Annotated in this window: 28 protein-coding genes; 12 read left to right on the forward strand and 16 right to left on the reverse strand. The window is 73.4% G+C overall.

Annotated elements, in window-relative coordinates; genetic code table 11:
• The first annotated feature begins 3 nt into the window (after positions 1 to 3).
• Genes ACFQQI_RS16050 through ACFQQI_RS16075 form a run of 6 tightly spaced genes read left to right on the forward strand, consistent with a single transcriptional unit; the run spans position 4 to position 1,989 of the window.
• The gene (locus ACFQQI_RS16050) at positions 4 to 585 is read left to right on the forward strand and encodes an SRPBCC family protein (protein ID WP_378565384.1); all 582 of its coding nucleotides are present in this window, start codon (positions 4 to 6) and stop codon (positions 583 to 585) included.
• Positions 586 to 596: 11 nt separating this feature from the next.
• Complete coding sequence (locus ACFQQI_RS16055; protein ID WP_378565387.1) at positions 597 to 848, forward strand: hypothetical protein; 252 nt, start codon at positions 597 to 599, stop codon at positions 846 to 848.
• 6 nt (positions 849 to 854) lie between these two features.
• On the forward strand, positions 855 to 1,082 hold the full coding sequence (locus ACFQQI_RS16060) for a hypothetical protein (RefSeq protein WP_378565389.1): 228 nt from the start codon (positions 855 to 857) through the stop codon (positions 1,080 to 1,082).
• Positions 1,083 to 1,084: 2 nt separating this feature from the next.
• On the forward strand, positions 1,085 to 1,327 hold the full coding sequence (locus tag ACFQQI_RS16065; RefSeq protein WP_378565392.1) for a hypothetical protein: 243 nt from the start codon (positions 1,085 to 1,087) through the stop codon (positions 1,325 to 1,327).
• Positions 1,328 to 1,330: 3 nt separating this feature from the next.
• Positions 1,331 to 1,627: a hypothetical protein gene (locus ACFQQI_RS16070; protein WP_378565395.1), complete on the forward strand. Its 297-nt coding sequence runs from the start codon at positions 1,331 to 1,333 to the stop codon at positions 1,625 to 1,627.
• Entirely contained in the window at positions 1,624 to 1,989 is a 366-nt protein-coding gene (locus ACFQQI_RS16075) for a hypothetical protein (RefSeq protein ID WP_378565398.1), read from the forward strand. The genes ACFQQI_RS16070 and ACFQQI_RS16075 overlap by 4 nt, the downstream gene beginning before the upstream one ends.
• Here the strand turns inward: ACFQQI_RS16075 and ACFQQI_RS16080 are convergent.
• The 4 genes from ACFQQI_RS16080 to ACFQQI_RS16095 are packed head-to-tail and all read right to left on the reverse strand — an operon-like array spanning position 1,971 to position 4,579.
• Positions 1,971 to 2,369, reverse strand: a complete 399-nt coding sequence (locus ACFQQI_RS16080; protein WP_378565401.1) for a hypothetical protein — start codon at positions 2,367 to 2,369, stop codon at positions 1,971 to 1,973. The genes ACFQQI_RS16075 and ACFQQI_RS16080 overlap by 19 nt on opposite strands.
• Complete coding sequence (locus tag ACFQQI_RS16085) at positions 2,366 to 3,466, reverse strand: VWA domain-containing protein (RefSeq protein ID WP_378565404.1); 1,101 nt, start codon at positions 3,464 to 3,466, stop codon at positions 2,366 to 2,368. The genes ACFQQI_RS16080 and ACFQQI_RS16085 overlap by 4 nt, the downstream gene beginning before the upstream one ends.
• Positions 3,459 to 4,331 carry an AAA family ATPase gene (locus tag ACFQQI_RS16090; protein ID WP_378565407.1) on the reverse strand — a complete coding sequence of 291 codons (873 nt, stop codon included), beginning with the start codon at positions 4,329 to 4,331 and terminating at the stop codon, positions 3,459 to 3,461. The genes ACFQQI_RS16085 and ACFQQI_RS16090 overlap by 8 nt, the downstream gene beginning before the upstream one ends.
• Entirely contained in the window at positions 4,328 to 4,579 is a 252-nt protein-coding gene (locus ACFQQI_RS16095) for a hypothetical protein (RefSeq protein WP_378565409.1), read from the reverse strand. Before ACFQQI_RS16095 ends, ACFQQI_RS16090 begins: the two co-directional genes overlap by 4 nt.
• A 95-nt stretch (positions 4,580 to 4,674) precedes the next feature.
• On the opposite strand from ACFQQI_RS16095, the gene ACFQQI_RS16100 reads away from it, so the two are divergent.
• Positions 4,675 to 4,821 carry a hypothetical protein gene (locus tag ACFQQI_RS16100; RefSeq protein WP_378565412.1) on the forward strand — a complete coding sequence of 49 codons (147 nt, stop codon included), beginning with the start codon at positions 4,675 to 4,677 and terminating at the stop codon, positions 4,819 to 4,821.
• Positions 4,822 to 4,842: 21 nt separating this feature from the next.
• Here ACFQQI_RS16100 and ACFQQI_RS16105 read toward each other — a convergent pair whose 3' ends face one another.
• The 7 genes from ACFQQI_RS16105 to ACFQQI_RS16135 form a co-directional block, all read right to left on the reverse strand.
• Positions 4,843 to 5,859 carry a LacI family DNA-binding transcriptional regulator gene (locus tag ACFQQI_RS16105; protein ID WP_378565415.1) on the reverse strand — a complete coding sequence of 339 codons (1,017 nt, stop codon included), beginning with the start codon at positions 5,857 to 5,859 and terminating at the stop codon, positions 4,843 to 4,845.
• A gap of 71 nt (positions 5,860 to 5,930) precedes the next feature.
• The gene (locus ACFQQI_RS16110; protein ID WP_378565418.1) at positions 5,931 to 6,137 is read right to left on the reverse strand and encodes a hypothetical protein; all 207 of its coding nucleotides are present in this window, start codon (positions 6,135 to 6,137) and stop codon (positions 5,931 to 5,933) included.
• 193 nt (positions 6,138 to 6,330) lie between these two features.
• Positions 6,331 to 7,146, reverse strand: coding sequence for an SDR family NAD(P)-dependent oxidoreductase (locus ACFQQI_RS16115; RefSeq protein ID WP_378565421.1), 816 nt, complete (start codon positions 7,144 to 7,146; stop codon positions 6,331 to 6,333).
• On the reverse strand, positions 7,139 to 7,612 hold the full coding sequence (locus ACFQQI_RS16120; RefSeq protein WP_378565424.1) for a nuclear transport factor 2 family protein: 474 nt from the start codon (positions 7,610 to 7,612) through the stop codon (positions 7,139 to 7,141). Before ACFQQI_RS16120 ends, ACFQQI_RS16115 begins: the two co-directional genes overlap by 8 nt.
• Positions 7,609 to 8,493, reverse strand: coding sequence for an LLM class F420-dependent oxidoreductase (locus ACFQQI_RS16125; RefSeq protein WP_378565427.1), 885 nt, complete (start codon positions 8,491 to 8,493; stop codon positions 7,609 to 7,611). Before ACFQQI_RS16125 ends, ACFQQI_RS16120 begins: the two co-directional genes overlap by 4 nt.
• Entirely contained in the window at positions 8,490 to 9,029 is a 540-nt protein-coding gene (locus ACFQQI_RS16130) for a nuclear transport factor 2 family protein (protein WP_378565430.1), read from the reverse strand. Before ACFQQI_RS16130 ends, ACFQQI_RS16125 begins: the two co-directional genes overlap by 4 nt.
• Positions 9,026 to 9,886, reverse strand: a complete 861-nt coding sequence (locus ACFQQI_RS16135) for an LLM class F420-dependent oxidoreductase (RefSeq protein ID WP_378565433.1) — start codon at positions 9,884 to 9,886, stop codon at positions 9,026 to 9,028. Before ACFQQI_RS16135 ends, ACFQQI_RS16130 begins: the two co-directional genes overlap by 4 nt.
• 149 nt (positions 9,887 to 10,035) lie before the next feature.
• On the opposite strand from ACFQQI_RS16135, the gene ACFQQI_RS16140 reads away from it, so the two are divergent.
• Positions 10,036 to 10,956: an IclR family transcriptional regulator gene (locus tag ACFQQI_RS16140; RefSeq protein WP_378565436.1), complete on the forward strand. Its 921-nt coding sequence runs from the start codon at positions 10,036 to 10,038 to the stop codon at positions 10,954 to 10,956.
• 15 nt (positions 10,957 to 10,971) lie between these two features.
• On the opposite strand, the gene ACFQQI_RS16145 is transcribed toward ACFQQI_RS16140, so the two are convergent.
• A complete protein-coding gene (locus tag ACFQQI_RS16145) occupies positions 10,972 to 11,562 on the reverse strand; it encodes a flavin reductase family protein (protein WP_378565439.1) in 591 nt (196 codons plus the stop codon).
• 98 nt (positions 11,563 to 11,660) lie between these two features.
• Between ACFQQI_RS16145 and ACFQQI_RS16150 the strand changes: the two genes are divergently transcribed.
• From ACFQQI_RS16150 to ACFQQI_RS16165, 4 genes are read left to right on the forward strand one after another with little or no spacing between them, the layout of a single operon-like run.
• A complete protein-coding gene (locus ACFQQI_RS16150) occupies positions 11,661 to 12,554 on the forward strand; it encodes an alpha/beta fold hydrolase (RefSeq protein WP_378565441.1) in 894 nt (297 codons plus the stop codon).
• Positions 12,551 to 14,194 carry an FAD-binding protein gene (locus ACFQQI_RS16155; protein WP_378565444.1) on the forward strand — a complete coding sequence of 548 codons (1,644 nt, stop codon included), beginning with the start codon at positions 12,551 to 12,553 and terminating at the stop codon, positions 14,192 to 14,194. The genes ACFQQI_RS16150 and ACFQQI_RS16155 overlap by 4 nt, the downstream gene beginning before the upstream one ends.
• A 48-nt stretch (positions 14,195 to 14,242) precedes the next feature.
• Positions 14,243 to 15,445, forward strand: coding sequence for an acyl-CoA dehydrogenase family protein (locus ACFQQI_RS16160; protein WP_378565447.1), 1,203 nt, complete (start codon positions 14,243 to 14,245; stop codon positions 15,443 to 15,445).
• A 26-nt stretch (positions 15,446 to 15,471) separates the two neighbouring features.
• Positions 15,472 to 16,407 carry a VOC family protein gene (locus ACFQQI_RS16165; RefSeq protein ID WP_378565450.1) on the forward strand — a complete coding sequence of 312 codons (936 nt, stop codon included), beginning with the start codon at positions 15,472 to 15,474 and terminating at the stop codon, positions 16,405 to 16,407.
• Here ACFQQI_RS16165 and ACFQQI_RS16170 read toward each other — a convergent pair.
• Genes ACFQQI_RS16170 through ACFQQI_RS16185 form a run of 4 tightly spaced genes read right to left on the reverse strand, consistent with a single transcriptional unit; the run spans position 16,376 to position 19,178 of the window.
• Positions 16,376 to 16,828: a GNAT family N-acetyltransferase gene (locus ACFQQI_RS16170; RefSeq protein WP_378565453.1), complete on the reverse strand. Its 453-nt coding sequence runs from the start codon at positions 16,826 to 16,828 to the stop codon at positions 16,376 to 16,378. The two genes, ACFQQI_RS16165 and ACFQQI_RS16170, sit on opposite strands and share 32 nt — an antisense overlap.
• A 39-nt stretch (positions 16,829 to 16,867) precedes the next feature.
• The gene (locus ACFQQI_RS16175; RefSeq protein ID WP_378565456.1) at positions 16,868 to 17,659 is read right to left on the reverse strand and encodes an SDR family NAD(P)-dependent oxidoreductase; all 792 of its coding nucleotides are present in this window, start codon (positions 17,657 to 17,659) and stop codon (positions 16,868 to 16,870) included.
• Positions 17,656 to 18,012, reverse strand: a complete 357-nt coding sequence (locus ACFQQI_RS16180) for a hypothetical protein (protein WP_378565459.1) — start codon at positions 18,010 to 18,012, stop codon at positions 17,656 to 17,658. The genes ACFQQI_RS16175 and ACFQQI_RS16180 overlap by 4 nt, the downstream gene beginning before the upstream one ends.
• A complete protein-coding gene (locus ACFQQI_RS16185) occupies positions 18,009 to 19,178 on the reverse strand; it encodes a Rieske 2Fe-2S domain-containing protein (protein WP_378565462.1) in 1,170 nt (389 codons plus the stop codon). The genes ACFQQI_RS16180 and ACFQQI_RS16185 overlap by 4 nt, the downstream gene beginning before the upstream one ends.
• Positions 19,179 to 19,245: the final 67 nt, after the last annotated feature.

A 19,245-nucleotide genomic window follows, 5' to 3' on the forward strand; every position in this document is an offset into this window, starting at 1 on the left:
CCCATGCGGATCAGCAACGAGTTCGAGGTCGGCCAGCCGATCGAGAAGGTGTGGGAGTTCTTCGCCGACATCCCCGGCGTCGCCGCCTGCCTGCCCGGCGCGGACCTCACCGAGGAGCTCGGCGACGAGACGTACGCCGGCACGGTCGCGGTGCGGATGGGTCCGGTCAAGCTGGAGTTCGCCGGGAAGGCGAAGATCCTCGAGCGCGACGACGCCACGAAGCGCATGGTGATCGACGCGTCCGGCGCGGACCTCAAGGGCCGGGGCCAGGCGACGATGGCCGTGACCGCGGCGCTGCAGCAGGTCGGCCGCGGCACCCGGGTGCGGATGGAGCAGGACCTGCAGCTCTCCGGCGCGGCCGCGCAGTACGGCCGCGGCATGATCTCGGACGTCACGACCGTGCTGATGGGCCAGTTCGCCGACAACGCCCAGCGCCGCATCGACGCGCTGGAGCGCGGCGAGTCGGTCGACGCCGTGGCCGCGCGGCCAGCCAGCGGCCTGTCCATCGGCCTGCAGGCGGCGCGGATGGCGCTGATGCGGGTCTTCCGACGCTTCTTCCTGCCCTACCAACCCAACCCGAGCTGAGGAGGCACCCGATGCTGTGGTGGATCGGCAACATCGTGCTGCTGGTCGTCGTCGTACCGGTGCTGGTCGCGCTGCTCAACCGCGTGCTCGCCGCGCTGGAGCGGATCCGAGCGGCGTCCGACGAGATCCTCGCCGGCGGCGGTGCGCTCGCGGCCGAGCTCGACGGGGTGCCCGAGACGCTCGCCGAGACCGGGGCGACCGTCGACGCGGTGTCGCAGGGTGCGGTCAGGTACGCCGGATCCGTCGGAAAGCTGTTGGGGTGATCTGAGATGCCAGTCGTTGCCTGGGTGACCGTGGTGCTGGCGGCGCTCATCATCGCCGCCGCGGCGGTCGGCCTGATCCGCGTGATCGGCCACCTGATGGCCGTCACGAAGACTCTGGACGGGGTCATCGCCGGGGTCGGCGTCGTCGCCGACCGCACCGCGACCGTGCCCGCGTCGGTAGTCGCCGTGAACGCCAGCCTGAAGCCGGTGCGCGACTTCTGCGAGGGGGTGTAGCCGTGGACACCGGATGGGCCATCGGCTACACGATCGGCATCGTCGTGGTGCTGGTCGTGGTGGCGCTCGTCGTACCGATCCTGCTGCTCGCGCACAAGATCGGGAAGCAGGCCGCGGCCATCGACGAGTCGCTCCAGGAGTCGGTGCGCAACACGGCCGGGCTCGCCGGGCTGAGCACCACGATCGAGAGCGCCGAGATCATCGTCGCGGGCCTCAACCGCGGCCGGACCAGGTTGGGAGGCTGAGTCATGACTGGGATGACCGTCCTGCTGACCGACACCCAGGAGAGCCTGTGGTGGGGAGCGGTGATCGCCGGGTTCGTCGTCGTGCTCGCCGTCACCGCCCTGCTGACGATCCTGGTGCGCGAGGTGCGCACGATCGACCAGCGCGTCGCCGGGGTGAAGGCCACGCTCCTCCAGGCCGAGAGGAACACCGACGACACCGCGATGATCGCGACCACCGCGGCCGGCGTCGACGCGGTGCTGGCCGAGGGCCTCGAGCACCACCTCTTCCTCGGCCGCGTCCTCGGAAAGGTGCGGATGTGACCACCCTCGTCGTCCTGACCGTCGTCGACATCCTGCTGCTGATCGCGGGACTCGCGTTCTACCTGTACGTCGTGGGCACGCAGCTCACGCGGATCGCCGGCAACCTCGAGGAGTGCGGCGAGATCGTGCGCCGCATCGGCGCCAACGCCGAGCCGATCCTGCCGGGCCTGCAGCACATCAACCGGACCGGCGGCGTCGTCGCCGGCGCGCTGCCGCTGCTCTACGGGATGGCCGAGGGCATCGTCAGCGGTGCGACGTACGTCGCCGCGCCGGCCGACGCCGAGCGCCCGCCCGCCACGCCCGCGTCGGGCCGACGCCGCTCTCGGCTGCACGAGTCGGTCGGCTACGAGCCGGTGCCCTGACCCGACCTCCCGATCCAGTGGTCCTCCCAGGTCGGGTCGACCTGCCGGTCGTTGCACTGCGGACGGTAGACCGCGACCAGCTCGTCGGCGATCTGCTGCCGGTGCCCCTGGAGGCCGCCGGGGATCGCGTACGTCGCGACGTGCACGGCGTACCTGCTGCCCGCGCGCTTGATCCAGCACGGTGCCGCCGGGTGGCGGAACGGGAACCCCTCGGTCGACAGGTCCTCGCTGTGCCCGACGTAGATGACGGCGAACCGCTCGCGCTCGGGGTCGGGCCGGTAGAGCACGACGTAGACCCCCGGCTCGGCCGGGGGCGACCAGCCGGCGAGCACCCGCGGTCCGTCGAAGGGGTAGCCCGCCAGCGACCCGAGCCGGATCACGCGAGCCTCTGCGCGAAGTCCTCGAGGTCGTCCAGGGTGCGGGCGGAGAGCACCTCGTCGACGTACGGCGTCGCGACGGCCATGCCCAGCGAGCGCGGCTCGGTGCCGTGCGGGTTGAGCCAGACGACCCGGTGACTGAGCCGGGCCAGCCGCTGCATCGCCGACTCCAACAGCGCGGGGTCGCCCCGGTCGAGGCCGTCGGAGCAGACGATGACGATGCCGCCGCGGCCGGTGCCGCGCCGGCACCACGCGCGCACGAGCTCGTCGAGGGAGGCGCCGATGCGGGTGCCGCCCTCCCAGTCGACGACCTTCTCCGCGGCCCGCGCCAGCGCGTCGTCGGGCCGCCGGTGCTCGAGCTCGCGGGTGATCCGGGTGAGGCGGGTGCCGAAGCAGAAGACCTCGACCCGTCGCGACGCCCGGGAGGTCACGTGGGCGAACTGGAGCAGCGCCCGCGAGTAGTCCGCCATCGACCCCGAGACGTCGAGGACCAGCACGAGCGGCCGCTGCCGGAGGCGTCGCTCGCGCCAGCGCAGGGTGGCCGGGTCGCCGTGGGTGCGCAGCGCCTCGCGGACGGTACGCCGCAGGTCGGGGCGATGGCCGTCGGCGGCCGGCGCCGTACGCCGTGAGCGCCGCCGCGGCGGGGTCAGCCGGACGGTCCGCATGATCCGGCGCAGTGCCGCGAGCTCCTCCGGGGTGCAGTCGCCGAAGGCCTTCGACCGCAGCGTCGCCACGTCGGAGCCGACCAGGCCCATCCTGGCCTCCTCCTGCTCGCGCTCCTCGCCGGTCTGCTCCGGCTCGGGCAGCTGCAGGTCGGCCCACGCCTCGCGGGCGTCGGGCCGGTTGAACGGCCGCGCCTCGTCGGGTTCGCCCGGCACTCCGAGGAACCACTCGCGGAAGACGCGGTGATAGGTCGGCAGGTGCTCCCGGCGGCTGACCAGCGTCGTACGACCGGCCCAGTAGAGGTCCATCAGGTCGGTCGGGTCGAGCGGCTCCATCGCGGCGCAGTAGGTCTGCACGTCGCCCGTGCCGACCGGCAGCCCGGCCTCGCGGAGCGCCCGCCCGAAGCCGACGAGGGTCTCGAGGAAGGGCTCAGCCACGGGTGAGCTCGGCGACGTGCGCGCGGACGACGTCGAGGTCGTCGCGGTCCTTCACCACCGCTCCGATGGTGTCCTCGACCGCCTCGGCGTCGAGGTCGGTCGCGCCCACCGCGCCGAGCGTGCGCACCCAGTCGATCGTCTCGGCGACGCCCGGGGCCTTGGCGAGGTCGAGCTCGCGCAGCCTGTTCACCGCGGCCACGACCTTGCGGGCGAGGGCCTCGGAGACGCCCGGCTCGCGGACCAGGACGATCTCGACCTCGCGCTCGAACGACGGGTAGTCGACCCAGTGGTAGAGGCACCGCCGCTTCAGCGCGTCGTGGAGCTCGCGGGTGCGGTTCGAGGTCAGCACGACGAGCGGCGGCCGCTCCGCGCGGATCGTGCCGATCTCGGGGATCGTGATCTGGAACTCCGAGAGCAGCTCGAGCAGGAACGCCTCGAACTCGTCGTCGGCCCGGTCGACCTCGTCGACGAGCAGCACGGCGCGGTCGCCGGCCCGGAGCGCGTCGAGGAGCGGCCGCTCGAGGAGGAACTTCGGCCCGAACAGCGCGTCGACCGCGCCCTCGTCGGCCAGTGCCGCCTCCGACAGCGCGCGGATCTGGAGCAGCTGGCGGGCGTAGTCCCACTCGTAGAGCGCCTGGTTGGTGTCGATGCCCTCGTAGCACTGCAGCCGGATCAGCCGCCGCCCGAGCACGGCGGCGAGCGTCTTGGCGATCTCGGTCTTGCCGACGCCCACCTCGCCCTCGAGGAGCAGGGGCCGGTCGAGGGTCAGGGCGACGTACGCCGCCGTGGCGAGTCCGCGGTCGGCGAGGTAGCGCCCCGAGCGCAGGGTGTCGGTGAGCGCGGCGACGCTCTCGGGTCGGGTCATCCGCGCTGCTCGGGACCGAGCACGAGGTCGCGGATGGTGCCGCCGGTTCCGTCGTACTTGCCCTCGCGGATGAGCCGGTCGCGCCACGCCTCACGCAGGTCGGTGCCGGGGGGCGCCATCCCGTCGAACGTGACGTCGCGCATCCGCTTGCAGACCTTCGCCGGCGTCGCGTCGTCGAGCTCGCGGGCGGCCTCCGTCGGCTCGTCGGCGGACCAGAGCGTGTGCAGCGCCTGCCTCGCCTCGTCCATGGATCCACTGTAGGTCGCCGTCGTGGCACCCGGGAGTCTCGATTAAGGGAACGCTGAGGTGCCCGTGGGTGCGCGGCGGCCCTTACGCTGCTGGCATGAAGACGCGACTGAGCTGCCCCTGCGGCGAGGTGATCAAGGGCAAGGACGAGGACGAGCTGGTCGAGCTGACCCAGCAGCACCTCGCCGACGCCCACCCGGGCATGTCCTACGGGCGCGACGAGATCCTCTTCATCGCGACCTGAATCGCGACCTGACCCGCACGCTCAGGCGCGCGGCGGAGCCGAGCTCTCGCGGACGACGAGCTCGGTCGGGAGCAGCACGTCGTCCGGCTCCTGGCCGCGCATCGAGGCGAGCAGCGCGGCGACGGCGAGCTCGCCCTTGCGGGCGACGTCCTGGCGCACGGTGGTCAGCGGCGGTCGGGAGACCTCGGTGACCGGGCTGTCGTCGAAGCCGACGACGGAGAGGTCGTCGGGCACGGCCAGCCCGAGCTTCTCGGCGGCCCGGACGACACCGAGGGCGAAGGCGTCGGAGAAGCACAGCACCGCCGTCGGCCGGTCCGGGGTGTCGAGCAGCCGGACGGCCGCGTCGTACGCCGCGGAGACGGGCCGGTACGGCGCGGTCTCGATGCGCGGCTCGATGCCTGCGGGGTCGAGGGCCGCGCGCCAGCCGAGCATCCGCTGGATCGCCGGGTAGCTCTGGGACGGCGGTCCCGCGATGCTCTCCAGGGTCAGGATCCCGATCGCGGTGTGGCCGAGGTCGACCAGGTGCTGCGCCGCCTCGCGGGCGCCGCCGCGGTCGTCGACGTTGACGGCGGTGGCGAGGGGCCGCTTGTCCTGGTCGATCGAGACCTGGGGGAGCCCGCGCCGGTCCAGCCAGGCGAGGTCGACCGAGTTCGGCTCGCAGATGTAGAGCAGCGCGCCGTCCATCGCGACGTCGCGGGACGGCACGAAGTCGGCCGAGGTCCGCGGTGTCAGCAGGGTGAGCGCGAACCCGTTGTCGGCCAGGCGGTCGGCGACCGACGCGAAGAACTCGGACGCGATGGGGTCCTCGAACGCCTCGCTGATCCGGTCGTTGAGCAGGATGCCCACCGATCCGGTCCGGCCGCGCGCGAGGGCGCGGGCCGCCGGGTCTGGCCCGACGTACCCGAGCTCCTCGGCGGCGGCCAGGATGCGCTCCCGCAGCTCGGCGGAGAGCTGGTCGGGGCGCGAGAACGCGTTGGACACCGTCATCCGGCTGACGCCGACGCGGTCCGCGATCGACTGGAGGGTCACCTTGGCCATGGGAGACCCAGTATCGCGGACCCGAGTGTCGGGGCCATCGCGGGTCGCCCCGGCCGGCGCGGGCATCCGGGTCAGCTGGGCTGGGTGGTGCCGCATGGCGCGGGCTCGACCCAACGGGCGAGACCGTGCAGACGGGCGGCCAGGCGGGTGCGGGTGGCGGCCGCGCGCGGGCTACGGCGGGGGCGGTCCGGCAGGACCGGCGCGTCGGGTCGGGCACTGCCGGCCTCGGCGCGGGCGGCCCGGACGGCCAGGCTGGCGGCGATCGGGTCGAGCGTCATGGCTCCTCCTCGGGCACTGGGAATCGGGCTGTACCGGTACAGTAAGCGAGATTGCTTTACCGGTCAAGTGACCGGTAAAGAAATGTTCCTCAGGGGTGCCGCGGAGCTGTAACGGGGTGTTGTGGCATCTGATCCCCCGGCACAACGGGTCAACAGACACCACAACACCCCGTTACATCAGGAATCGCGGACCTCAGGGGTGGTCGGGCATGTTCGTCCAGCCCTTGCCGTCCTCGCGGGCGTACCACCCCGACGCGGCGAGCGTGCCGCCGTCGACCGGCACCGTGTGGCCGGTGACGAACCGGGCGTCGTCGGAGGTGAGGAACGCCACGACGTCGGCGTAGTCCTCGGCGCGGCCGAACCGCCCGAGGGGCACCCAGAGCGGGACCTGGCCGGCGTCGCGCCCGCGCAGCATCGCCGCGGCCGGCGTCTGCTCGGTGTCGGCGAGGTCGGGCGCGATCGCGTTGACGCGGACGCCGTGCCGCGCGACCTCCACCGCGAGGCTCTTCGTGAACGCGGACACCGCGGCGTTGAAGCCGGAGTACGCCGCGTGCCCCGGGATGCCCCGGAACGCCTCGACGGTCGAGGCGTTGACGATCGCGCCGCGGCCCCGGTCGACCATCCGCGGCAGCAGGGAGTGGGTCACCGTGAGGACGTGGTGGAAGTTGAGCTCGTAGAGGCGCTGCCACTGCTCCGGGGTGCTGTGCAGGAAGGTCCGGGAGGCCGGCCGGAAGTCCCCGACGTTGTTGACCAGCACGTCCACGCGGCCGATCCCGTCGACGGCGGCGACCAGGCGCTCGACCGTGGCGGCATCGGTCACGTCGCCGACCAGCGTGGTGACCCGGCCGCCGGACTCGGCGATTCCGGCGGCGGTGGCAGCCGCGGCCGCCCCGTCGACGTCGAGCAGCACGACATGGTCGCCGTCGGCGGCCAGGCGCCGGCTCACCGCGCCGCCGATGCCGAGGGCACCGCCGGTCACGACGCTGACCCGGCGGTCGTCGTCAGTCATCGTGGGGCTCCTGCCTGCCGAGGACCTGCCGCACCGGCGCCGTCTCCAGGGCGACCACGTGGACCGCGCGGCGGGCGAACCGCCACCCGTCCGGGGTGCGGACGTAGCGATCGTCGTACCGAACCCGCCAGCAGACGTCGAGCAGCCCGTCGGGGCGCTCGAGGTAGTGGTGGGCCGCGCCGGTCACGCGTCCACGGACCGCATCGGCGTCCGGGTCGAGCACGATCCCGGTGACCTCGTGGAGAGTACGGCGGAACGGCGCCAGCGCCTCGAGCGCGGCGCGCACGCCGTCGGGGCCGTGGTGCTCGCGGACGGGCGCGAGGTGGTCGGGCGGCTCGGGGACCACGAGCACGGCGTCGCCGGTGAACAGGCCGGCGACGCCGTCGAGGTCGCGGTCGTCGACGTACGCCGCGTAGCGGTGCACGAGCTCGTGGATGGCCGGCCGGTCGCCGGCGTCGACGGTCACGCGCCGCCCAGACCGAGGCGCTCGGCGCAGGCCGACAGCTCGTCCTTCGCCTGCTCGAGGTCGGTGTGGGGCGAGGCGGCCAGCACGATGCGGTCGGCGCCCTGGGCGGCGAGACGCTCGGCGCGGCCCGCGTCGATGCGGGAGACGAGGTGGCCGAGCGAGAGCTCGAGCGCGTCCGGGTCGCGCCCGGCGGCCTCGGCCTCGGCGCGCATCAGCGCGACCAGCCCGGCGAGCCCGTCGCCGGCGACGCCGAGCGGCTGGAGGCCGTCGCCGTACCTGCCGGCCCGCCGGGCCGCCGCCCGGCTGTGACCGCCGACGTGGATCGGCACGCCCTCCGGCCGCGTGGGCCGGGGTCGGCAGACCGCGCGCTCGAACCGGAAGAACTCGCCCTTGTGGTCAACCCCCTCCGGCCCGCCGGACCAGAGGGTGCGCAGCACCTGCAGCTGCTCGTCGGCGCGCCGGCCGCGGGAGTCGAAGTCGACGCCGCACGCCTCGATCTCCTCCCGCATCCAGCCCATGCCGACGCAGAGCCGCACCCGGCCGCCCGAGAGCGCGTCGAGGGTCGCGACCCGCTTGGCGAGCACCACCGGGTGGTGGTTGGGCAGCACCAGCACCCCGGTCGCGAGGCCGAGGGTCGAGGTCTGGCCGGCCAGGAACGCGAGGAGCTCGAGCGGGTCCGGCACCTCGACGTCGTCGGCCAGCTCCATGCGTCCGGACGTGTCGTAGGGATAGGTGCTCTCGTAGCTGCGCACGACCACCGAGTGCTCGACGACCACGACCGACTCGAACCCGCACGCCTCGACGTGCTGCGTCCAGGCGGAGATCCAGGCGGGGTCCGCGGTGGTGCCGGCGGCGGTCGGGGCGATGACGGCGTACTTCACGGCACGGACGGTAGGCCGTCCTCGCCCTCGGCGGTCGGCTCCTTCCGTTGGCCGGGAGCCGGGGCGCCGTGCGCGCCCGCGGCGAGCAGGGCGGGCGACTCGGGTCGGCCGTCCAGCACGCGGTTGGTGCGGGTGGTGACCCGCCACCCCGCCGGCGTACGGCGGAGCGCCCAGTGGTTGGCGGTCGCGCGCCGGACCCGGAAGGCGCCGTCCTCGCGCACCACCATGAGGGAGTGGCACACGGCGACCGCACCGTCGCCCTCGACGGTCACGTGCGGCGGGCCGACCACGTGGGCGCAGCCGCCGCGGATCCAGGACTGGTGCGGGTCGGAGGCGACCATGGCCGCGATCTGCGCGCGGCCGGCGAGGTAGACCTCGTCGACGTCGTAGACGCCGTCCTCCACCCAGAGGTCCGCCACCTCCATGGCGCCCGCGTCGACGAGCGGGCCGTACGACGCGACCAGCCGCGCGATGTCGCGCTCGTCCTCGAGCGCCCGCAGCCGGGCCTCCAGTGCGGCGATGCGGTCGTCGGTCACGATGCCTCCTCGGTGCCCGCGATCTCGGCGAGGCGGGCGAGCTGGTCGCAGTAGTGGTCGGCCGAGTCCGCGATCAGCGCGGCGCCGGCGAGCGTCGCGCCGGCGTCTTCCGCCCGGTGCAGCCGGTCGCGGGTGCCGGCCGGGTCGCCGAGCGGGTCGAGCCGCCCGGTCGAGAGCACGACCTCGAAGCCGGGCGGCACGTCGACGGAGCCGACGAGGCCGGCGAGCTCGGTGAGCGGGAGGCCGAAGGGGACCCAGCCGTCGCCGAGCTCGACCGCGCGCCGCAGCGACCGGCGGGTGCGGCCGCCGACCCACATCGGCACCCGCTCCTGCAGGGCGCACGGGTCGACGACGAGGCCCTCGTAGTCGTAGAACTCGCCGTGGTGCTCCGGCTCCGGCTGCGCCAGGCTCGCGCGGAGCGCGACCATCGCCTCGTCGGCGCGAGCACCCCGGTCGTCGTACGCCGCGTCGAGCAGCGCGAACTCCTCCTCGAGGCTGCCGACGCCGACTCCGAGCACCAGCCGCCCGCCGCAGACCCGGTCGAGCGTGCCGTAGCGCTTCGCGATCTCGAGCGGGTGGTGGTAGCCGAGCACCAGCACCTGCGTGGCCAGCCGGATCCGCTCGGTGCGGGCGGCGAGGTAGCCGAACGTCGCGAGCGGGTCCCAGTACGTCGCGCCGCGCTGCTCGGCGGCGGCGCGGGGGACCGCCACGTGCTCGCTGCACGTGAGGTGGTGGAAGCCCAGCCGGTCCGCGGCCTCGGCCACGGTGGCGAGCTCCTCGATGCCGGCGCCGGCCTCCCAGTCGGAGAAGCCGCCGGGGGTCCGCACGACGACGGGACTCGAGATGCCGATGCGCATGAGGCAGGTGTCTAGCGGTCTCCGGCGTACGGCGACAGGCGGTTCCCGCCCATCGGGAAGCGACGAGTTGGCGAGACCACTTCCGGAGCGCTGTGACGGGTGTTACCGTCCACTAGAATGAATTTCAGTTTTGACCCGGGAGGGATGCGATGTCGACGGCGATGATGCCGCCGGAGGTACGCCGCGAGGCGCCGGCCCCACAGCAGCTGCCGCCGTCCATGGTCGAGCGGATGACGCTGATCCTGGACGCGTTCGACTCCTCGACGACCCGGCTCACGCTCGAGCAGGTCGCGCGGGCGACGGGCCTGCCGCGCTCGACGGCGCACCGCATCCTCGACCAGCTGCTGCGGCTCCAGTGGCTCTCCCACTCCTCGCTTGGCTACGGGCTCGGCGACCGGGCTCTCGGGCTCGGCGGGGCGAGCGGCAGCCAGCAGGCGCTCCGCGGGGCGGCCGCGCCGACGCTGCACGAGCTCCAGGTGCGGACCGGGCTGGTCGTGCACCTCGCGGTCCTCGAGGGTGGGGACGTCTTCTACCTCGACAAGGTCGGCGGCCGGTTCGCCGCCGCGGTGCCGTCGCGGGTGGGAGGCCGCGCGCCCACGCACTGCACCGCGCTCGGCAAGGCCATGCTCGCGTGGCTGCCGCCGGAGGAGGTCGAGCGCCTGGTCGCCGACCGCCTCGGCGCGGGACCCGAGCGGCGTACGGCGCGCACGATCCCGGACGTCGCGACCCTCCACCAGGAGCTGCACCGTATCCGCGGGCGGCACGGGCTCGCGTTCGAGCAGGGGGAGTGCTTCCCGGAGATCGCGTGCGTCGCCGTGGCGGTGCGCGGGCCGGACCGGCCGATCGCCGCGATCTCGCTCGTCGGCGAGGTCTCGGCCCCCCTCGAACGGGTGGCGCCGCTGGTCGTCGACGCGGCCCGGCGCGTGGCCGAGCAGCTCTACCCGGGACTGGACCGCGCCGGACGCTGCCGGCGGGGCCGGCAGGAGCCCGCCGCTGACGATGCGTGCGGGTGGTCGACGCAGGCGCTGGACCGGATGCTGGCCGTCGGGCAGAACGGCGACTGGCTGTAGCCAGCGGTCAGGGCGTCAGGAGTCCCAGCCCCAGTGGTAGGCCCACGCCCACGCCCGGGTCGCCGGGGCGGCGTCGACGTCGGCGTCCAGCCCGAGCCGGCCGCGGAAGAACACCAGCGGCTGTCCGTCCTCGCGGGACTCGAGCTCGAGCACCCGGCCGATGACGACGTCGTGGTCGCCGACGGTGTGGACGTCCTCGATGTCGCAGTGGGCGCGCATCAGCACACCCGGCAGCGCCGGGGTGCCCCATCGCGAGCGGGTCCAGTCGAGGCCGGCGAAGCGGGCGCCGCGGCGGGACCCGAAGCGGGAGCACACGTCGTGCTGGTCGTCGCCGAGCACGTTCACCGCGAACCGGCCGGCGTCCCTGATCCGCCGCCACGACCGACCCGACCGGTTGGCGCAGAAGAGCACGAGCGGCGGGTCGAGCGACACCGATGCGAAGGCCTGGCACGCGAAGCCGACCGGCCCGTCGTCGGCCAGCGCTGACACCACGGCGACGCCGGTGCCGAACGCGCCCATCGCCCGTCGCATCGCCCACTCGGAGGGCGGGGACGGCACCAGGTCGTCATCGCGCGGCGGGAGGTCGGCGTACGGGGCAGTGGCCATGGGGCGACGCTAGGAGCGACGCCGGCGTCGCCGTCCCGGTCTCCCGGTCACCGGGACGCGCCGCCCTCGCCGATCCCGGCCTTCCTAGCGTGCGTGAGGTGAGCACTCCAGTCAGCGAGACCCCGACCGGCTACGACTTCGCCGCGACCCAGCGTGAGCTGGCGACCGAGCAGGGCGTGCTGCGCTACCACGACGTGGGCGAGGGTCCGCCGCTGCTGATGCTGCACGGGTCGGGCCCCGGCGTCACCGGGTGGCGCAACTTCGCCGGCAACCTGCCGCTCTTCGCCCGGCACTTCCGCTGCCTGGTGCTGGACTTCCCCGGGTTCGGGGTCAGCGACCCGACCGACCAGCACCCGATGCTGGCCGCACTCCCGGCGGTGTCGGCGTTCCTCGACGGACTGGGCCTGGACCGGGTCGACGTCATCGGCAACTCGATGGGCGGCATCGTCGGCGCGCGGTTCGCGATGGCGCAGCCCGACCGGGTCCGGCGCCTGGTGACCGTCGGCGGCCTCGGCACGCAGCTCCTCAGCCCGTCGCCCGGCGAGGGGATCAACCTGCTGGTCGAGTTCACCGAGAACCCGACCCGCGAGCGGCTCGTGCAGTGGCTGCACTCGATGGTCTTCGACAAGGCGATGGTGACCGAGGAGCTGATCGCCGAGCGGTGGGCGCAGGCCACCGATCCCGACACGTTGGCGAGCGCCCGCCGGATGTACGGCCGTGGCGTCCTCGAGGCCGCTGCCCGGGCCGCCGCGGCGTCGCCGGAGCCGCCGTACTGGGCGATGCTGCACCGGATCACCGCCCGCACGCTCATCACCTGGGGTCGCGACGACCGGGTCAGCCCGCTCGACATGGCGCTGGTCCCGATGCGCACCATCCCCGACGTCGAGCTGCACGTCTTCCCGGCCTGCGGGCACTGGGCGATGATCGAGCAGAAGGCGGCGTGGGAGAGCGCGGTGCTCGCCTTCCTGACCCGCACCGACGAGGCGGCATGAGCGCCGCCTGGGACCACGATGTCGACCTCCTGGTCGTCGGCTCCGGCGGTGGCGGCATGACAGCCGCCCTCGTCGCCGCCGACTCCGGCCTCCGTGCGCTCGTGGTCGAGAAGGGCGCCCTGTACGGCGGCAGCACCGGCATCTCCGGGGGCGGCATCTGGGTGCCCGACAACCCGACGCTGCGCCGGCGCGGTCATCAGGACTCCCGGTCCTCGGTGCGGCGCTACCTCGACCTCCTCACCGAGGGCCGGGTCGACCCCGCGCGCCTGGACGCCTACGTCGACCACGGGCCCGAGGCGATGGCGTTCCTGGAGCGCTCCCGCTGGATGCGGCTGGCCTGGACGCCCGGGTACTCGGACTACCACCCCGAGCTCGAGGGCGGCCGGCCGGAGGGACGGTCGGTCGAGCCGCGGCCGTTCGACACCCGCAAGCTCGGCGAGGACGAGAGGTACCAGCGGCCCAACAGCATGAAGGGACCATTGGGTCTCTGGATCACGGCGAAGGACTACCACGACCTCGCGATGGTGAAGCGGACCTGGCGCGGGCGCCGGGCCTCGCTCGTCGCTGCCTGGCGGGTGACCTCCAACGTCGTACGCCGCCGGCACATGGCGACCGGCGGGCGCGCGCTGGTGGCCCGGCTGCGGATGATGCTCAAGGACGCCGACGTCCCCCTGTGGCTGAGCAGCCCGATGACCGAGCTCGTCGTCGAGCACGACCGCGTCGTCGGCGCGGTCGTCGAGCGGGACGGTCGTCCCATCCGGGTCCGGGCGCGGCGCGGGGTGCTGCTGGCGACCGGCGGGTTCGACCACGACCTCGCGATGCGCGAGGCGCACCTCCCCGAGGGCGGCCGCGAGGACCGCAGCCTCGGTGCGCGGGAGAACACCGGCGACGGCATCCGGGCCGGGCTGGGGGTCGGCGCGGCGCTCGACCTGATGGACGACGCCTGGTGGATGCCGTCAGTGCGGCACCCGGCCGGCCCGATGGTGCCGCTGGTCTCCGAGCGGGCGATCCCCGGCCAGGTGATCGTCTCCGGCGACGGCCGCCGGTTCACCAACGAGGCCGCGCCGTACGTGAACTTCGTGCACGCGCAGCTGGCGGGCAAGCACCTGCCGGCCTGGTGCGTGATGGACGCCCGCGCCCGCGCTCGCTACCCCTTCGCCCAGGTGCTGCCCGGCCGGCCGTTCCCGGCGGCGTTCTACGAGGCCGGCATCGTGCACCGGGCGGCCACGCTGCGGGAGCTGGCCGGGTCCATCGGGGTGCCGCCGGACGCCCTGGTCGAGACCGTGGAGAGGTTCAACGGCTTCGCCCGCACCGGGGTGGACGAGGACTTCGGCCGAGGCGAGTCGGCGTACGACCGCTACTACGGCGACCCGCGGCTGGCGAACCCCAACCTCGACGTCATCGACAGGGCGCCGTTCTACGCGGTGCGCATCGAGGTGGGCGACCTCGGCACCAAGGGCGGCCTTGTGTGCGACGAGCACGGACGCGTGCTGCGCGACGACCGCTCGGTCGTCGACGGGCTGTACGCCACCGGCAACACGACCGCATCGGTGATGGGCAACGAGTACGCCGGGCCGGGGGCCACGATCGGGCCGTCGATCGTGTTCGGCTACCTCGCGGCCCGGCACGCTTCCCGGTGAGTGGGAAGCCCGTGTCGCGGGCGCGGGCCCGGTGCGAGCGTACGAGCCATGTCCGACCCCCGCACCCGCATCCCACCGCAGCTGGCCGCCGTCGAGGAGCACGCCGAGGAGATCGCGGCGCTCGGCGCCGCCAACGAGGAGCTCGGCAGGCTGCACGACCGATCCGCGAAGCTGCTGCGCGACACCGGCGTCATCAAGATGCTCCAGCCTGCGGAGCACGGCGGCGCCGAGGCGCACCCGCGCGAGTTCGCCGAGACGGTGATGCGGCTGGCCAGCCTGGACGGCTCCACCGGCTGGGTCGCCGGCATCGTCGGCGTCCACCCCTGGGAGATGGCGCTCGTCGACCCGCGCGTGCAGGAGGAGATCTGGCGCGAGGACCACGACGTCTGGATCGCGTCGCCGTACGCCCCGATGGGGGTGCTGCGGCCGGTCGACGGGGGCTACGTGTTCAACGGTCGCTGGCAGTTCTCCTCCGGCACCGACCACTGCGACTGGATCTTCCTGGGCGCCTTCCTCGGTGACGCCGAGGGTGCCGTGGTCGCCCCGCCACAGAGCTATCACGTGATCCTGCCCCGCTCCGACTACACGATCGTCGAGGACACCTGGGACGTCGTGGGCCTGCGTGGCACGGGCTCCAAGGACATCCTCGTCCAGGACGCCTTCATCCCCGACCACCGCGCGGTGCCCTTCTCGACGATGGTCGACGGCTCCGCGCTGGCGGCGTCCGGCCGCACCAACCCGACGTACGGGGTGCCGTTCACGACGATCTTCCCGCTCGGCATCACCTCCGCGGTGATCGGGATCGCGGAGGGCGCTCTGGCCGCGCACCTGGACTACCAGCGCGAGCGGGTCCAGATCACCGGCACGAAGGTGAAGGACGATCCGTACGTGCTCTACGCCATCTCCGCGGCCGCCGAGGAGATCAAGGCCGCGCGCACCGCGCTGCTCGACAACGTCACCCGCTTCTACGACATCGCCGCGTCCGGCGGCGAGGTGAGCCTGGCCGAGCGCGCCGCGTCTCGCCGTACCCAGGTCGCGGCCGCGTGGCGCGCCGTCCGGGCGATGGACGAGGTCGTCGCCCGTAGCGGCGGCAACGGGCTGCGGATGGACAACCCGATCCAGCGGTTCTGGCGGGACGGGCACATGGGCCTCGCGCACGCCATCCACGTGCCCGGCTCGGTCTACCACGCCACGGCGCTGCTCGACCTCGACGTCACGCCGCCGCCCGGCCCCATGCTCTCGATGATCTGACCCGCGACCCGATCGGAAGGATCGACATGACCCACCTCCGCGGACTCGGCTACCTCCGGGTCCAGACCCAGGACGTCGCGCGCTGGCGCGAGCTCACCGTCGAGTGCCTCGGCCTCGTCGAGACCACCGGGCCCGTGGAGGGCGGCCTCTACCTGCGCATGGACGAGCGGGAGGCCCGGCTCGTCGTACTGCCCGGCGACGTCGACGAGGTGCTGGCCGTCGGGTGGGAGGTCCGCGACCAGTTCGGGCTCGCGGCCGTCGCCCGCGCGGTCGAGGCGGCGGGGGGCGGCGTCAAGGAGCTCTCCCTGGCGGAGTGCGCCGAGCGGCGCGTCGAGGCCGGCATCCGGTTCGACGACCCCGCCGGCACGCCGGTCGAGGTGTTCTACGCACCCGTGCTCGACCACGACCCGGTGCGCACGAAGTGGATGCAGCGCTTCGTGACCGGCGACCAGGGGATGGGCCACGTCGTGCTCCCGACCACGGCCTTCGACGACAGCTACGACTTCTACTGCGAGGTGCTGGGCTTCCTGCCGCGAGGCGCGATCAAGGTCGGGCAGCCCGACCCGTCAGGACCGCAGCGGCGGGTGCGCTTCCTCGGCGTCAACGAGCGGCACCACAGCCTCGCGCTGTGCCCGGCTCCGCACGGCGAGGCGCCCGGCCTGGTGCACCTGATGATGGAGGTCGACTCCCTCGACGCCGTGGGCCGCGCGCTCGACGAGATCGGCCGCCGCGGCTTCTCGATCTCCTCCACCCTCGGCCGGCACACCAACGACAAGATGGTGTCGTTCTACGTGAGGGCGCCCGGCGGCTGGGACATCGAGTACGGATACGACGGCGTGCACGTCGACGAGGCCTACTACACCGCCGAGGAGATCACCCGCGACTCCTACTGGGGCCACGACTGGTCCGGCTCCGAGCCCCTCGCTGCCTTCACGCCTCCTCGGACAGGTGAAGGTCGATGAACGCGATGGTGTCGCCGTCGAGGACGTAGCGGTCGTGCTCGGCGAAGCCGTGGGCGAGGGCGAACGCGAGGCCGTCGGCGTTCGACGCGAGCACGACGGTCTCGATCCGTCGCGCACCCCGTAGTCGCGCCTCGGCGAGCTCGGCCCGCAGGTACGCCGTGCCGTGCCCGTGGCGCCGATGCTCCGGCAGGATCCGGACGATCACGGTCGCGACGCCGTCGGGCTCGTGAGGTGGCCTGACGGTGGCGTTGCCGACCAGGCGACCGTCCACGTAGGCCAGCGTGAGCCGGTTGCGGGTCGACCGCTCGGCGACGTCGTCGGCCGACAGCGGGTGCGTCGGGATGATCGCGTTGTGGATCGCTCGCCAGTCCTCCAGCAACGGACCGGTCGCGACGACGATGTCGAGGTCGGCGTTGGACACGCGGCCCAGTCTGCCCGGAAGCCTGCGGGTGGTCAGGGACTACCGCGACGGGAGCAGTCGCGTCATCGCCTCGTGGGCGCCGAGGACGAGGCGGGCGCGGTCGGGGCCGACCCGCTTCTCGACGGCGGGGGCGTTGCCGCCGGCGATCCGAATCGGGCCGCCGGCGAGGTGCGCGAGCCCCTCGGCGGCGACGTCGGCCGGTTCGGCGACCCGGAGTCCGGGGGCGTCGAAGTTCAGCCCGGCCCGCTCCATCGCGGGCGTGCGGGTCACGCCGAGCACGAGCTCGAGCACGTCGACGCCGCGGTCGCGCAGCTCCAGCCACAGGCTCTCGGCGAAGATCCGGCCGAAGGCCTTCACGCCGCCGTACACGCTCTGGCGGGCCGAGCCCAGGTAGCCGGCCATCGAGCCGACCAGCAGGATGCCGCCGCGCCCGCGGTCGGCCATCGCGGCGCCGAAGTGGTGCACGAGGGCGAGCGGCGTCGTGACGTTGAGGTCGATGACGCCCTGGAAGCCCTCCAGGGTGCCGCCGAGGAACTCGTGGCCGTGGCTGTTGGCCCCGGCGTTGTAGACGAGGAGGCCGACCTCGACGTCCGAGCAGGCCTCGACGATCGCGTCGACGGAGGAGCGCTCGGTGAGGTCGAGGGCGAGCGTGCGCACCTCGACGCCGTGTCGTCGTACGGCGTCCGCGGTCTCGGCCAGCGGCCCCGGCTTGCGCGCCACGAGCACCAGGTGGAACCCGTCGGCCGCGAGCTGCTCGGCGAACTCCGCCCCGACACCCTCGGAGCCACCCGCGACCACGGCCCAGGGTCCGTAGCGCTCGACGTCGGTCATCGCGTCCTCACCCTCATCGTGTCGGTGTAGCCGAGCGGGTCCTCCTCGTGCCCGTCGGCCGCCGCCGGGTTGACCGGCGTCGGCTCGCCGGACTGGAGGTGCACGACCCCCAGCACCGCGGCCTCGCGGATCGACTCCTGGAGCGCCTGGCAGCCGGCGAACGTCGCGCCGTTCGGGCCCGGCCGGGGCGCGGCGGCGCGGTGCTCGAGGCACGCGGCGACCGCGTCGGCGCGCCACTGGATGCTGGTCTGCTCCCAGCTCGCCTTGCGCACCTCGACGCGGGCCGCGCAGGTGCCGCAGGTGACCGGCTCCATCGGCCAGTCGTCGAGCCGTACGTCGGGGCGGGGCGTCATCGCACCGGCTGGCTCTGCGAGCCGGACGCCGTACGCCGGGCCAGGTTGGCCTCGACCTCGTGCTGCCACGCCTCGGTGGGCTTCGTGGTGTCGATCTCGAACTCGAAGCGCTCGGTCATCTCCGGCGTCACGTCAGCGACGTCGACGTAGAACTGCTCGTACCACCGGCGCAGCTGGTAGACGGGTCCGTCCTCCTCGCACAGCAGCGGGTTGTCGATCCGGGCCTTGTTGCGCCAGATGGCGACGTCCTGCTCGAAGCCGAGGCGGATGAAGTCGCCCATCTTCCGGGCCATCGCGGTCGACGCCTCGTCGTCGAGGCCGGGCAGCTTCCGCACGATCACGCCGTACTGGAGCACGAACGAGTCCGCGTCGATCGGGTAGTGGCAGTTGATCAGCACGCTCGGCACGTCGGTGCCGTCGGAGTAGTGGTAGACGAGGTCGTCGATCATGAACGACGGCCCGTGGTAGCTGGCGACGGAGCTGTTGCCGTTCGCGTGCGGCGTCCCGGTGCCCGAGGAGGGCCGGGCCACGTCGTCGCGGCCCACGCCGTTCATGAACTGGGTAGCGGTGTGCCCCTCGAAGACGTTCTTGAAGTACGTCGGGAAGGAGAAGTGGACGTAGAAGAAGTGCGCCATGTCCACCACGTTGTCGACGATCTCGCGGCAGTTGGCGCCCTGGATGACCGTGGAGTACCAGACCCAGTCGGTCCACTCCGGGTCGGTCGCCCCGGCGATCCGCGGGATGGTGACGTCGGCGGGAGGCGGGTTGCCCTCCGGGTCGTTCCAGACGAAGAGCATCCCGTCCTGCACCAGCGTCGGCCAGGCCTGCGTGCGGGCGCGCAGCGGGACCCGCCGCGCGTAGGGGATCATCTTGCACCGGCCGTCGCCGCCCCACCGCCAGTCGTGGAACGGGCAGGCGATCTCGTTGCCCTTCACCGTGCCCTGGGAGAGGTCGCCGCCCATGTGCCGGCAGTAGCCGTCGAGCACGTTGACCCGGCCGTCGTCCCCGGCGAAGACCACCAGCTTGGTGCCGAAGGCGTTGACCTGGTGCGGCTCGCCGTCGGCGAAGTCCTTCTCCAGGCCGAGGCAGTGCCAGCCCCGCGCGAACCGGGTCGGGGCCGCCTCGGCCTCGATGCTCCGGACCTCGGTGTCGTCTGCGCTGCCCATGCTCATCCCTCTCCTCCGAAGGCCGGCCAGTGCCGGCTGATCGATTTCGCGAGTCTCCGCGCGGGCC

The organism is Nocardioides sp. GCM10030259 (assembly GCF_042666375.1).
Taxonomy (GTDB): Bacteria; Actinomycetota; Actinomycetes; order Propionibacteriales; family Nocardioidaceae; genus Nocardioides.